Genomic DNA, 14,684 nt, shown 5'->3' with positions numbered 1-14,684 from the left:
AATCTTTTAATTAAATTTATTTTGAAAATCAGCAGATTTTAATATTAGTTTCCTTAAAAACACGATATAATATATATAATTTAAGGTGGATGAAAAAATGAAACAAAAAAAGTATCGACAGAATCCTAAAATTAAGCGAATGTTCCGAATTAAAGGTGAATATGAGGCAACAAAATTAGCACAAAATTTTGTCCGTTACATGACCAATCCCTTTCAAGATAAACGCATTCGAAATGAATTAATTGATACTGAAAATAAAATTTATATGACTGATATTAGCAATGATGATGATAAAACATATACTATTGCAATTAGTACCCAATTAGATTACCAAGAAGATGCTGAACGTGTAAAAGAGTTAGTAAAAGACTATGTTGATAATGACTTAGATTTTTTATGATATACAATTGGCGAACAAATTGATGAAAAAGAACAAGCTTTTTTTGAATCATTAGGATTTATTCAAAATGAAATCTTAGTTGGAATGGTCTTTGATTTAACAAAATGAAAAAAAGTAAAATTAAAAGTTGATAAAAATCTTAAATTCCGACGTGTTAATGATAATAAACGATTAACTGATTTTAGTAAAATTCTTGAAAGTGCAATGGGGCCAAAAAGTTGAGATTATGCATTTTATAAAACTTTATTAAAATTAAATAAAAATAAAGATACGGCTGAAATTGATTTATTATATAAAAATGATCTTCCTGCAGCAACTGGAAATATTTACTTTGAAAAAGATATTGCAATTATTGATGATATTTCAACTCATCAAAATTTTCGCCGACAAGGATTAGCAAAACTAATGATGAATCACTTAATTAATCGTGTTTATAATCAGGGTTACGACTTAGTTGGATTGATTGCAACGTCACAAGGATATAATGTTTATCGCAAATTAGGATTTCGTCCAATTAATTTATATTTAAGTGAATACATCACAAAAACAAAAATCACTAATTTAAGTCAAATTGCCACAAAAATTAGTCGTGGTAAAATTAAACATCTCCAAACATTAAATCAAACAGCAATTAATAATATGGTAAATAATTTTAGTTGTAAAAAATGTAATAAAGAAATCACTGATAATAAATATTTAATGGCTTTTAAAGGATTAAGTGATTTTGCTATTAATAATTATCACCAAAATTGTTATAGTTTTTCAACAAAAGATAAATGAGTAATTTTAGTTGAAAAAGATAATAATAATTAAATTTACCCTATCAATAAATAATTTTCAATAAAATATGCACATAAAATTGTTTTTTATGTGCATATTTTCGCGATATTAAAACCTTGTTATTTTTTTTGTTGATGTTTTACTTTTAAAACTTTTTTAGTTCGTAAATCTTCTTGATATTCACTAAAATATGGATCAGGTTCATTCACTAATTTATTCCGATATTTTTTTCAGTAGTAAACTAAAATTGGAATAATAATTGCTGCTGAAATTAAATCATTTAAACCAATAAAGATATAATAGAAAATTGGATTTCCAGTTGCTTGGCTAACCCCAAAACCAATTCCAATTAATGGTAAAATTACGACAATTGAACGTAAACTACTTGTAAATGTTGCTAAAAATGAACGATTAATTCCTTGGAACAACGTTAAAGCAATATAAGTTAACGAACAAAATGGATAAGTCATAAAGTTTAAAACAATTCATCAACGATATTTAATCGCATATTTTTCAGGAAAAGCAAATAGCATCATCATATCTTTTCCAAAAATAATAAAGACAATTAACATTAAACAAAATCAAATAATAATTAATAAACTAACACGTTTTAAAACTTCTCAAATTCGAGCATTCTTTTTCGCACCATAATTATAAGCAATAATACTACGAGCACCTTGTGTAACACCAACCCCAGCCGATAATACTAATGTCATTCATGGCACAATTGAAGAATAAAGTTCTTGTAAAACAGCAACCCCATTATGATATTCTTGGTTTGGTAATTGAACAACAAGAGATGTCGCAACATAAGATGTAACTACTAAAGCAGCATTATTAATAAAATTTGGTAGCCCTGCTTTAGTAAAATTAGCAATATTTTTTCCTTCAATTTGGAATAAATCATTTCAGTAAAATTTTGAATAACTATTTTTTGTTTTAAAAACAATAATAAATCCTCAGATTACTTGTACTGTTCAAGAAAAGACTGTACCTAACATTGCTCCTGACATACCAAGATGACAAACTTTCATAAATAAAATTGCTGCTGCAGCATTAATTAATAATGAACTTAAAATCATAATTATTACTCATTTCATTCGTCCTTCACTACGAATTAATGACATAAAATAATAACTTAAAAACATCATTGGCGCGGCCGCTAACATTGGAAATGAATATTCCCAACATAAACTTTCTGTAATTGGATTATAATGTTTTCCCATTTGAGAAGTAATAAAAATAGCATTTCATCCTGGAAACACAATACAAAAAATTGCAAATGCTACCATTATTGAAAAAAGAACTGTTAATGAAAAACCATTTCCCGCAATCCGGCGCATACTTGGAATATCCCGTTGCCCATAAGCAATTGAAAAATTCATTGCACAACCCATTCCAATCATAATACTAAATGACCATTGTAAATTATATGTTTGTGAAGCATATTGAGTTGCAACATTAATAAATGACCGCATATCCGCTAAAGGAATTTCTGTAACATTAATATTTTTTAACCGATTATATGCATCAATATAAAATTGGTCATGAATTAAATCAGGTGCGGCAAATGATAACACTAAACTTTTATCAATAATATTATACAGCCCTTGTACAATCATTAAAAAAACAGTTGGAACACAAAAGTAGGCTATTGTTTTTCAAGGTTTTTCAAACCGTAATTTTTTTTCACGAACCGTTAAAACTTCTGACAAATTAATTTCCCTCCCCTCAATAAAAAAAATAAAAAAGCCTTACGATGTAAAGTAATTTTGAAACTACATTAATAATCTTCGTTATAATTATAGCTCAAAAAAAATATTTTACTAAGGTTTTTTAACATTAATTACTTAATGCACTTGCTTTACCAAAATTTTTATTAACTGAAAAAAACAACACGATCGTAAATTTGTGTAATATTTGTTACAAATGGTTTAATCGTAATTAAGATAACTTTTTCTTCAAAAGCACGATAAGCAATTTCTTTAATTTGCGCATTACCATTTTCTAAATGTAAAATTAAACCATCATCTAATTTTTCAATTACTGGAAGATTTAATTTTTTTACAACATTTTCTAAACTTGCTAGCATTGGTTTTTTCCATTACGGTAAATTGATAATAATTTTGACTAGAATTAATAACAGCGCCTGAAAACACAACCTTACCATAATTTAGAATTGTAATCTCATGGGCTAAATCTGTAATTCAGTTAAAATATGTGAACAAATTAAAATTGTTTTACCTTGATTTTTAACTTTAATTAAATCATTGAATAATTCTTGACGAGCAGCTGGTTCTAAATTAGCAGCTGGTTCATCTAAAATTAATACCTTTGGATCAGCGATTAATACTTGTGCTAACAAGACCTTTTTCTTCATTCCTGATGAAAATGTATTAGGATTTTTAGTTCGAAATTTTCATAAATTTAGATTTTCTAAAATTTCCTTTGCTTTTACTTTTGCTTCTTTATACTTAACATCTCGTAAATAACTTATTTCAATTAAATATTTATAAACATTTAAGTGCTTTGGAAATCAAGCATTTTCAGGTATATATCCAATCAGTTTCTTTGCTGCTGGTGAAATAGATTTTAAACCATTAATACTAAAATTACCACTTGTTGGAATAATGGCCCCAACTAATGATTTAATTGTTGTAGTTTTCCCAGAACCATTTGGCCCAATAAAACCATGAATTTTCCCTTTTGCAACATTCATATCAATATTATCAACAGCTACAAATTTTTTAAATTTTTTTGTAAATCCATGAATCTCAATTGCTAAATCAGGATTTGGTGTAAAATTACTTTTTTTGTTTTCATAACTATACAAAATCCTTTATTGTAATTCATCATAATGTTAACCCTGCTAATGCAAGAGTTACTAATAAATAACCTGTGTACAATCCAGCTAAACTAGTTAATGTTACTGGTTTATTAAAGTCCCTCATTAAAAAATAATTTGTTTTTATATTAGAATCACTTGTTTGATAAATAACACTATCAATTTTAACATCTAAATAATTATTAATTGGTAACAACATTGTTGCATCCATATCGTTTGTTCCTGATACACTAGCACTAGCATTTCCTGTTCACATTACAACTCATTGTTGTCATAAATTTAAGTATGCCATTAATTTATAATTTGTTTGAGCTTTTTTAACACTATTTAATTCATTTTGTGACTGTTGTTCATTATCATGAATAGCATTATATCGACCATATATTCCTTGTTTTGACCAATAAGACATTTGCGCAATAAATTGAGTATATAAAGACATAACTGGATCATTAATATAAACATTTTCATTATATAAATTATGGGCCAAGAATTCATGAAAATCTCAATAAAAATTAATAAATCTATTTTGACTATTTTTTGACAATGTGTTAAAAACAAGAGATGCAATTCGACTTGGTGCAAGGATTCCTCCTGAAATATAACTATTTTTTGGATAACCAAAAATTGTAGGTGAAAAAATTGATTTATCATACATTGTTTTAATAATTTGATAAATATTTTTTGTTGTTTTAGTTTTTAATTTTGTTTCATCTAAAACATATAAATCAATTTTAGAATTAGATGATGGTTTTGTTCTTGACAGCGTAATTGGCTGTTGTAAACTTACATCATTATAAAAATCAGATAAAATATTAATTCCTTTATCACTATTATTGGTAAATGTAACTTCGTTACCTGTTTGTAGGTTTAACAACATTAAATTTATTTGACTTATAACCATCAAATTCTAATACATTAGTATTAATTAATTTAGCTAATATTGGATAATCATTTGGTTTTTTAACTTCTGCAACAACATCGTCTCAAGAAATATCTTTTCCATTACTTTTCCATTAACTTTTCCATTATTAGGTATTTTAGTAATCACTAAATCAATATTTCGTGCTAGCGAAGTCACATCAAAAGCTTCCATATTTTCACTACTATTAGAAAATGACACACTAAGTTTATTGTCCGTTACACTTCATACTGGTCAACCAGTCGGATTTAATAAATCATCGTATGTTTTTTTAACATCAGATTCCTTAAATTTAACTGGATTTTTTGCTAAATCCGCGGTTTGGATCAAATATTGTGATGCGCGATCACCTTTACTTGCATTATAAATAAAAGGAATCATTGCCCCAATTACGGTTAAAAAACCAATTGTAAATAAAATACCAATAACACCTTTTGCATTTAACCCTAAAGAAATTAAAATACCAATTGTAGTTAAAAATAATTGTAAAATAAAACTTGTTAAAATCATAAAGTTAACTTTGCTTAAAATTACTTTTCCAATTGATGTTCCTTTCGGTCCCATGGCTAATGAAAAAATTGGTGGTAATAATAAAATAATTAGTGAATAAATTAAGCATAATAACTGTAAAGCTAATCATTTTTCAATAATCATTCTTGTTCGCGATATTGGAATTGATGAAAAAATTAATAACGTTCCATCATCAATTTCATCACGAATTAACTGTACCGCTTTAAAACCAATAAACATTGATGTTAACCCAAAGTATAGCATATATCAAATCCATGAATAAATAATAAATAATGATTTAGTAGCATCAGTATAGTCTCCACTAGCGACATCTCTAATTCCTAATCCTAATGATAAAACCATAATTATTCCCACTGCTAATGTTAAAACAAACACCACCCATGTTGATGGTGCCTTTAACATTTTAATTAAAGTATAACGAAACATTTTTAATGAAAAAAATGAACTATTTTTTTATTTAAATCCGCTTTTTTTCCTTGCGTTGCTTCGACTGTTTTATTATGAGTCATAATTTTCCTCCTATTTCATTAATTTCATAATATATTTTGTAATTTTAAAAACTACAAAATAATTATATAAAAAAGACTTTTGTTTCTTGTTTTAAAAAAATTAATATTAACAAAAAAATTGAAGTTTTTCTTTTTAATCTTTATCAAATAATTTGGTTGCCCGTTCTTTCGCTTTTTCTTTTTTAATTCTTTTAATTGATTCCTTAATATGACTTCGCCGAACTTGTTTTTTAAATTCATCAATTTCTGCTTTACGTTTTTTCTTATAACCAGGTTTAACTTTTTTATTATTATCTTTTGTCTTATAACGATGAATAATTTTATTAATTTCATTATCAACCACAAGAGAAGAATGTTTTTTAGACTTATCAATACTAATAACTGTTTCAACCAATTCTCCCTGTTGATTTCATTTCTTTGTTTTAAAAGTAATTCCCTTTGAAATTAATTGTTGAACTAAAGTTAAATTTTTCGTATCATAAAGAACATAACTATACCCTGTATAATTTGCCCGCCCAGTACGCCCACTACGATGAGTATAATATTCTAAATCATTTGGTAAATCAATTGAAATAACATGACTAACACCAATAAAATCAATCCCACGGGCTGCAATATCACTTGCAATAACATATTTATATTCTAAATTTCGAATCCGTTTAACAACTTTTGTTCGCAATCGTGGTTCTAACCCTGCGTGTAATTGAGCTACAGAATAATTATGTTCTAATAACAAATCATAATACTTATTAATGTCTGTTTTTTTATTAACAAAAATTAAACATAAATATGGGTCAAATGTTTTTAAAAGTTTTAATAAAATTGTTTCTCGTTCTTGATGCTTCGTTGGAATTAAAATATGTGTAATGTTTTGATTTGTTAATTGATTGGCATTTAAATCTAAATAATGTGGATTTTTTAAATATTTGATTAAAAAAGGTTTTAACTCATGCGGAATTGTTGCAGAAAAAACAGATACTTGAACATTAGAATTAACTTTACTCAAAATATAATCAACATTTTCAATAAAACCTAAATCAAAAAGCATATCACATTCATCAATAATAAAAGTTGTTAATTTACCTAAATTTAAACTTTGTTGCTCAAATGAATCTTTTAGCCGAGTTGGAGTGGCAATAATAATGTGCGGCTGTGTTCGTTGTAATTGTTTAATTTGACGTTTAATATCTTCGCCACCAATAAAATAATTAACTTGTAAATTTGGTTCAAATTTTTTAAAAAAACGAATATTATCATAAATTTGTTTTGCTAATTCACGTGTTGGGGTCACAATAATGGCTTGAATTTTCACTTGCTCATAATTTATATTATTTAAAATTGGCAAACAAAACGCAAATGTTTTTCCAGTTCCTGTATGCGCCTTGCATATAACATTTTGATGTTTTAACAATAATGGCATTACTTTTTCTTGAACAATAGTTGGTTCAACAAAATTTAATTCAGCAAGACCGAAATTTAAAAACCGTTTAAAGCCAAATTGATTAAAATTACTCATAATTTAACCCTCTTTTCTCACCTTCCAAATTATAACATATTTAAAAAATGAAATTATTGCTAATTTCATTATAATAACTTTTATTTTTTACCAACAGATACTAATTTTTTCACAACTGGTTTTTTATTATCCTGCTTTTAAAAAAGTTCTTTTTGTTTAATAAAATCTGCTTCAGCATTAACAATTAAATTAGCTCATCGTTCTTGTTCTCGTGCTAATGTTGTTGGTGTTTCACGTCCTTTGCGAACAGCTTTATTCATTTTTTTCAATGCCTTTCTAGCTCCTTTTATTGTTTTTTTCAATTTTTTCTGTGTATCTAAATATTCAATTGAGTAAGGATGTGTCATTGCTTTTATCATTTTTTTTGTAACATATATCCCAATTAGGATTAAAACAGGAATAGCAACTAATATCACAATTAATAAACTACCAACTAATTCCGAAAAATTTGTCCCTGCTTCTAATTCATAATTTTGGGGTCATTGAATCACACCACTATTATTAACATTACCCGGTTGTTGCAATCATGTCATTAAATCAATTCCTTGCCCACCATCAGGCACAACAATATTTGAATATCCTCAAATAAATGACCGGGATGATACTAACCGCATTAATTTTCCAATTCCCAATTGGGTTATTAACTGATAACCATTTCCATTAAATGTTTTAATATCATTAATATTAACCGGCAATCCTTTTCCTTCTCAATAATAACCATCATAGTACATTCCTAAAAAAACTAAGGCTAAAACTAAAATAATTAATACAATAATTCATATTAAAGTTATACTTCATTTACCAAATGATTTCATGATCCAACCTCTTCTCTTTTATTATTATAGTCCTAATTATTTCAAATTCTTAATCTTATTTTTCTATTTTGTAAAAACAGGAAAAATATTAATAAAAACTTTAAATAAAACAATAACTAGAAATTCTAGTTATTGTTAACATTACTTATTTTTTGTCCCTACTTTTTCAAAGGTTTTTTTGGTACTGCTTTTTTAGCAGGTGTTTTGTGTTCCTTTGAATTTAACATTTGAATGGTCTTTTTTTTACTTTGTGCTTCAATTGCTTTTCTCTGTGTTGCTGTTTTTCCTAAACGTTCTGCAATTAATCTTTCTGCTGTAATGGCAGTTCTAATGGCAGTTCCATCTTTTGCCCGATAATCTGCTGCTGTTTTTGTATAAATATCTCCTACTAAGCGATCAATTGATCTTTTCATAGCTGGAGTTGAATCAACAACTGCTTGTGATTTAATGAATAATCATTTTTCTTCTGTCGCATTTTTTGCTACTGGTTTTTTCGACTGGGGCACCTTTTTGCTTTTAGCTTTTGAGCTTACTGGCATACTCAATCTCCTTTCATAATGAAATCAAACCAATGTTGGTTGCTAGTGTTAAAATAGCATTAATCATTAGTTTTTGCATTAAATAATTTTTTATCCCAAATTGAATTTAGTATTTAAGATAATTGTAATATTTTAAGAAAAAGATAAAATTTTCACTTAAAATAGACGATTTAATTATATCAAATTTAGTTTGATTAATGAATAAGTTTAAGATATTATTTTAAAATGATAAAAGACATTTTTAGTTATGATATCATATAAATAGATAAAAATGGATTGGTGAAAAAATGAAAGTTGTAAAAGTAACACCTCGTGGTTATTGTCTTGGTGTTGTTAAGTCAATTAAATGAGCAAAAGAAGCTGCTATTAAATATGCCGGGAGACAAATTTATATGTTAGGTTATCTTGTCCATAATAAACATGTCATTGATGAAATCGTTAACTTAGGTGTTATTCCTGTTAATGATTTTAAACTTAATCGCCTTGAGTTAATTCAAACTTTGCCAGATAATGCTGTTGTGATTTTAAGTGCTCATGGTAGCGATGATCGGATTAAAGATGTTGCAGTTCAAAAAAATATTACACTTGTTGATACTGAATGTGAATGAGTAACAGTTACGAAAAATTTAATTAAGGAATATTTAGCAAAACCAGATTATCAAATTATTTTTATTGGGAAGCACTTTCATCCAGAAACAAATGCAATGTTAGCACTTAGTCCAACCATTAATCTTGTGACAACAGAACAGGAAGTTGTTAGCATTTTACCCAATCTTGATCCAACCAAAAAGATTTTAATTACAAACCAAACAACGCTTTCTAAAATTGATATTGAAGCAATTGTTGAAAAACTTAAAACTCTTGTTCCAAATGAAATTATTTTTAAAAATGATTTATGCAATGCAACATTAGAACGACAAAATGCTGTCCTAAGTTTAGATCCAACAACAATTGACCTTTTACTTGTTGTTGGTGATGAACGTAGCAGTAACACCTTAAAATTAGTTGCAATGGGTGAACAAATTGGTATTGAATCATATCGCATTAATGATAAAAGTGATATTCAACCAACTTGGCTAGCAAATAAAACTTGTGTTGCTGTTACTGCTGGAGCATCAACACCTAGTATCATCCAATTAGAAGTAATTCGTTATTTAGAACAAATATAAAAAATATTATTAACGATAGTTAATAATATTTTTTATATGATATGGAATAATTGTTAAAGTTGGGAACTTTCGTGTTAAGTATCCAGCAAAAGCAGCAGTAAAAAAATCTTCCATATAGTGGTTGAAACAAATAACTGCTAATTGTTTTTCATTTGCTAATACTCATTGATCTCATTTAACTTCACCAGTAATAAAAAGATCAATATTTTGGTCAATATTTGCAATCACATTACCTGCTGCTCCTGCTGCTAAAGCAACTGTTTTAATTGGTTGATCTAACTTAGGTAAATTATGCTGTACTGTTGTAATTTTAAAAATTGCTTTTAATTTCATAATAATTTCATCAGCTGTTAAACTGATATGACCAATCTTTGTTAAATTATCATCAAATGCAACAATTTTTTGAGTATTTAATTCTTGTAAAATCAATTCATTCATTAAACCATCATAATTGGTATGTAAAGCATAAACAGCAATTTGATGTTTATTAAGAAGCTCAATAATTGTTTGTTTATAAGGAATGCGTTGAATTCTTTTTTTCTTGCCAAAACAAAAAGGATGATGGGTTATAATAACATTAATTTGCTTAGCTATTGCCGCTGTAATTACTTCACTCGTTAAATCTAAACAAACCATAATTTTTGCTACAAAATGATTTTTATTTCCATACTGATGACCACTATAATCTCATTTACAAGCTACTTTCAATGAAAAATCAGTTTCAATTTCTTGATATAATTTTTTAATTAACATTATATCACCTTGTTAATCATTTTTAGTTTTGCTTTAATTTCTTGATAGCGCTTAGTATTTGAAGGAATCTTGTTTAATAATGTTAAATAATAATCATTTTTTAACAATCATTTTTCTTGAAAAAGTTTATTATGTTCTTTGCGAAGACAAGGACCAAAATATAAGTCTTTGTTATTTTTAACTTTTTGACCTGCACTTTTATTAACAACAATAATTTCATAAATAATATCATTTTCTTTAATTAATAATTCTTTTTCAACAAAGTATTTTTGTTTTTTAATTCATTCTCGTAATAAAAATGGATCATCATTAGGACATAAAATATAGCGATCAATTAAATCAGAATCTTGTTGCAGAATGGTTAAAATTGTTGCACTTCCTAATCCTGAAATAATACATGTATCAATCTTAATATGGGAAATTCCTGCTAAGCCATCTGCTAAAATTGGGGTAATAAGTTCTTCAGTATGATATTTTGCAATATTTTTTTTTGCTTGGTTTAATGGTTGTTCAGCAATGTCGCAAGCGTAAGCTTTGGTAATTAAATTTCCTTTTGCTAAATAAATTGGAATCATTGCATGATCTGTCCCAATATCACAAATAATATCTTTTTCATTAACTTGTTTAGCAATTAATAATAAACGTTCCGATAATCTATCCATTTTTAAAACCTCTATCCTTTAAAAAAGTCTTTTAATACTTTTGCTTTTGAGTTAGCTTGGTTTGGTTTAAACTTACGAATTGTTTTTGCTTCAATTTGACGAATTCGTTCTCGTGTAACTTTAAACTCTTTGCCTACTTCTTCTAATGTTTTTGGCGAATCATATTTTGATAAATGTTTATCAATTAACGCATGTTTTTGACTTTGTACTTTTTCAATTGGTGTATCATAGTGAATATCAAGTGCTTTAACTGTTTGGACTAATTCAGGAAAAGTTTCATCTTCGCATTCTTTTGCTAACCGTAATACTGTTCGTAACTTTGTTGGTAAAAGTCCAAACCGCATTCTAATTACTTTTTCTTCTCGGGCTGATAAAATTTCATGGAAAACTTCATCAATTACTTCTCGTAATGATTCTTTTTCAGTATATTCATCCGGTGTAAAAATATCTTTATCATCAACAAAATCACCAAAATGAGTATCATCCTCATCACCAATTGGTTTTTCTAATGAAACCGGTTCAATTGATAATCTTTTAATTTCACGAACTTTTTCGCCAACCATTCCTTGCCCCATTTTTTCGGCAATTTCATTGTAACTTGGTTCGCGCCCTAATTCTTGTGTTAATTGACGTTCAATTCTTGTTAATTTATTAATTGTTTCAACCATATGAACAGGGATCCGAATTGTTCGCGCTTGATCAGCAATTGCCCGTGTTGTTGCTTGTCTAATTCATCATGTTGCATATGTTGAAAATTTAAAACCACGCTTATAATCAAACTTATCAACAGCTTTCATTAACCCGATGTTTCCTTCTTCAATTAAGTCTGAAAAATCTAATCCCCGGTTTAAATGTTTGCGGGCAACTGAAACAACTAACTTTAAGTTAGAAGTGATTAATTTATCCCTTCCAAAACGTATTTCTTCTGGATCAGATGATTCTAGCATTTTGGCATATTTAATTTCTTCCTCACGAGTTAAAATCTTACTTGTTCCCAAAATATTAAAGTAAGCTTTAATAATATCCTGAATTTTTGTTTCATTTGAAATACCACCAACTTTATAACGTAATTTTTCATCTGGTTGTTTTTTTGTTACTTTTTCTGGTTCAGGAACTTCATTTTCTTCTAATTCTTCTAAATTAACATCACTAAATTCAACACCATTAGTGACTAATTCTTCAAAATATTCTTCAACATCATTATCATCAACTTCAAAATGATCATTAATTAATGTTATTAATTTTTCTTGTTCAATTTCATTGTTATTTTCTTCTAAATATTTATTAATATATTCTTTAAATTCATCAAAAGATTTCATATCTCTGACTTCTTTTTTTGATAATCCCATTCTCTCTACCCCTTTTTAAATTTTAATCGTTGATTCAACTTGTCAATTTCCATTGAAATTGCTTGTTGTTCAATTAGATTACTTGCTTTTTCTAACTTATTTCATAGCATTGCAATCTCTTTTTCATTAGCAAAATCATCAATTAAGAGCGCATAGTCTTCTAATTCTTTCTTATTATATTTAATTTTAATCGTTGATTTATTAATAATATCCATTAATATTTTTTTTAAATTTGGATCATTTATTTCATCACACAACATATTAATTTTAACATTTTCTGCCCCCAAATGTCTATTATAATAAGTAATTATATCATTTGCTAACAAACGATAACCATCAAAATTTAAATTTCCAATTTTTCTTTGATAAAAATCCGCTGCTTTCCGAGAAGCAAGTAATTGTAAAACCATATTTTGCTCCGCTAAAAGATATCGCTTTAAATTTTTAATTTTATATTTTGTCTTTTTAATTACAACAGTCTTGCTTTGCTGTGGTTTGAACCTTGTTGATAACCTTTGCAGATAATTATTATCGTTCGTTACATTAGGAATTGGTTCTGATGTAATAGGTGAAAAAACTGCTTTTTGATATGATTTAATTTGCCCAATTTTTGTTGTAATTGTTTGTTTCGATATTCCTGTTATTTTAACTAAATTATTAACCGCTAATTCTTGTTCCAATGGATTTGGACTGGCTTTAATTAAAGGTGCCACAATATTAAAAAATTCTTCTAATTCATTTGCTGCTTGTAAATTAAATTTATTTTGAAAATAATCAAGAGCAAAATTAATTGGATGTTGGGCATTTGCTAACATTGTTTGAATTAATTCCCCTTGACCACTATTAACTAATTCGTCAGGATCTTGCTGAGTTTTATTCAAGACAATTTTAACTTTTAGATTATTACTTAACAATTTAATTGCTGCTTTTAAACTAGCATGAATTCCAGCCTTATCGCCGTCCAAAAAAAGTAAACATTCATTCGTTAATCTTTTAATTTCTTTTAAATGATATTCACTTAAATTAGTTCCCATCAAAGCAACGGTATTTTTAATATCTAATTTTTCTAAACTAATAACATCCATATATCCTTCAAGTAAAATTAGATTATTTTGCTGACGAATAAAGGGTTTCGCCCGGTGAATATTATACATTAGTTGTTCTTTCTTAAAAACCTTTGTTTCAGGAGTATTAAGATACTTTGCTACTTGGCTGGTAGTTCCAATTACTCGCCCAGAAAAACCGATAACATAACTATCTTCATTTTTAATTGGAAACATTAGGCGATTATTAAAATAATCATATACCTTACCATTTTTAATTGTAATTAAACCCGCTTGTTGGATATCATTAATTGAATATCCTTTTTTAATTAAAAAATGGTACAAATGATCAAAACCACTTTCCGCATAACCAATCTGAAATAATTCAATTTCAGTATTATTAATGTTCCGTTTTGTTAAATATTCTTTTGCATCATAAGCTTTTTTTGTTTCTAAATTATTACTAAAGTAAGCACTTGCTAAGGCATTAATTTCAAAAATTAACTGTTCACTTTGATCATATTTCGGTTTTTCTTGATAAGCAGTTAATTCATCTAATGAAATATTGGCCATTACTGCAACTTTTTTTAACGCTTCAATAAAACTAATATTTTCATATTCTTGTAAAAAAGTAAAAACATTGCCACCAGCTGAACAAGCAAAACAACGATAAATTTGCTTTTCTGGTGAAATACTCATTGAAGGATGTGAATCTTGATGAAAGGGACAAACTGCTCAATAATTACGGCCACGTTTTTCAAGCGATAAATATTCTGACATTACGGTAACAATATTTACTTTTGACTTAATTAAATCAATTTTTTCATTACTAATTAATGCCATACCTTTCACTC

General features: G+C 27.2%; 14 protein-coding genes. 2 read left to right on the top strand and 12 right to left on the bottom strand.

The genetic code is table 4. The features are described 5' to 3' along the window. Nucleotides 1–97: 97 nt before the first annotated feature. Entirely contained in the window at nt 98–1,213 is a 1,116-nt protein-coding gene (locus tag SCITRI_RS02360) for a GNAT family N-acetyltransferase (protein WP_071937072.1), read from the top strand. An 86-nt stretch (nt 1,214–1,299) separates the two neighbouring features. Here the strand turns inward: SCITRI_RS02360 and SCITRI_RS02355 are convergent, their stop codons facing one another. The 8 genes from SCITRI_RS02355 to SCITRI_RS02330 form a co-directional block, all read right to left on the bottom strand. After that, nucleotides 1,300–2,895 (bottom strand): MATE family efflux transporter, encoded by a 1,596-nt coding sequence (locus SCITRI_RS02355; RefSeq protein WP_071937071.1) that lies wholly within the window; start codon nt 2,893–2,895, stop codon nt 1,300–1,302. Nucleotides 2,896–3,059: 164 nt separating this feature from the next. After that, entirely contained in the window at nt 3,060–3,272 is a 213-nt protein-coding gene (locus tag SCITRI_RS11160) for a hypothetical protein (RefSeq protein ID WP_237238040.1), read from the bottom strand. Nucleotides 3,273–3,374: 102 nt separating this feature from the next. Beyond that, a complete protein-coding gene (locus SCITRI_RS11155) occupies nt 3,375–4,013 on the bottom strand; it encodes an ABC transporter ATP-binding protein (RefSeq protein WP_237238039.1) in 639 nt (212 codons plus the stop codon). After that, nucleotides 4,006–4,902, bottom strand: a complete 897-nt coding sequence (locus SCITRI_RS11150; protein WP_237238038.1) for a hypothetical protein — start codon at nt 4,900–4,902, stop codon at nt 4,006–4,008. The genes SCITRI_RS11155 and SCITRI_RS11150 overlap by 8 nt, the downstream gene beginning before the upstream one ends. A 57-nt stretch (nt 4,903–4,959) precedes the next feature. Beyond that, nucleotides 4,960–5,817 (bottom strand): ABC transporter permease, encoded by an 858-nt coding sequence (locus tag SCITRI_RS11145; protein ID WP_237238037.1) that lies wholly within the window; start codon nt 5,815–5,817, stop codon nt 4,960–4,962. A 300-nt stretch (nt 5,818–6,117) separates the two neighbouring features. After that, nucleotides 6,118–7,500 (bottom strand): DEAD/DEAH box helicase, encoded by a 1,383-nt coding sequence (locus SCITRI_RS02340; RefSeq protein ID WP_071937070.1) that lies wholly within the window; start codon nt 7,498–7,500, stop codon nt 6,118–6,120. A gap of 137 nt (nt 7,501–7,637) precedes the next feature. Next, a complete protein-coding gene (locus SCITRI_RS02335) occupies nt 7,638–8,315 on the bottom strand; it encodes a hypothetical protein (RefSeq protein ID WP_071937069.1) in 678 nt (225 codons plus the stop codon). Nucleotides 8,316–8,473: 158 nt separating this feature from the next. Further along, nucleotides 8,474–8,854 (bottom strand): hypothetical protein, encoded by a 381-nt coding sequence (locus SCITRI_RS02330; protein ID WP_071937068.1) that lies wholly within the window; start codon nt 8,852–8,854, stop codon nt 8,474–8,476. 287 nt (nt 8,855–9,141) lie between these two features. On the opposite strand from SCITRI_RS02330, the gene ispH reads away from it, so the two are divergent. Further along, the gene (gene ispH / locus SCITRI_RS02325) at nt 9,142–10,023 is read left to right on the top strand and encodes a 4-hydroxy-3-methylbut-2-enyl diphosphate reductase (RefSeq protein ID WP_071937067.1); all 882 of its coding nucleotides are present in this window, start codon (nt 9,142–9,144) and stop codon (nt 10,021–10,023) included. A 9-nt stretch (nt 10,024–10,032) separates the two neighbouring features. Here ispH and SCITRI_RS02320 read toward each other — a convergent pair whose 3' ends face one another. From SCITRI_RS02320 to dnaG, 4 genes are read right to left on the bottom strand one after another with little or no spacing between them, the layout of a single operon-like run. Beyond that, nucleotides 10,033–10,776 carry a Nif3-like dinuclear metal center hexameric protein gene (locus SCITRI_RS02320; protein ID WP_071937066.1) on the bottom strand — a complete coding sequence of 248 codons (744 nt, stop codon included), beginning with the start codon at nt 10,774–10,776 and terminating at the stop codon, nt 10,033–10,035. Beyond that, nucleotides 10,776–11,438 (bottom strand): tRNA (adenine(22)-N(1))-methyltransferase, encoded by a 663-nt coding sequence (locus SCITRI_RS02315; RefSeq protein ID WP_071937065.1) that lies wholly within the window; start codon nt 11,436–11,438, stop codon nt 10,776–10,778. Before SCITRI_RS02315 ends, SCITRI_RS02320 begins: the two co-directional genes overlap by 1 nt. Nucleotides 11,439–11,449: 11 nt before the next feature. Beyond that, the gene (locus SCITRI_RS02310) at nt 11,450–12,787 is read right to left on the bottom strand and encodes a sigma-70 family RNA polymerase sigma factor (RefSeq protein WP_071937064.1); all 1,338 of its coding nucleotides are present in this window, start codon (nt 12,785–12,787) and stop codon (nt 11,450–11,452) included. Nucleotides 12,788–12,792: 5 nt separating this feature from the next. Beyond that, complete coding sequence (dnaG, locus tag SCITRI_RS02305; protein WP_071937063.1) at nt 12,793–14,673, bottom strand: DNA primase; 1,881 nt, start codon at nt 14,671–14,673, stop codon at nt 12,793–12,795. Between the last annotated feature and the right edge of the window lie 11 nt (nt 14,674–14,684).

Source organism: Spiroplasma citri (assembly GCF_001886855.1).
GTDB lineage: Bacteria > Bacillota_I > Bacilli_A > Mycoplasmatales > Mycoplasmataceae > Spiroplasma > Spiroplasma citri.
The sequence above is the reverse complement of the archived record's forward strand: the minus strand, read 5'-3'. Positions and strand labels throughout refer to the sequence as shown.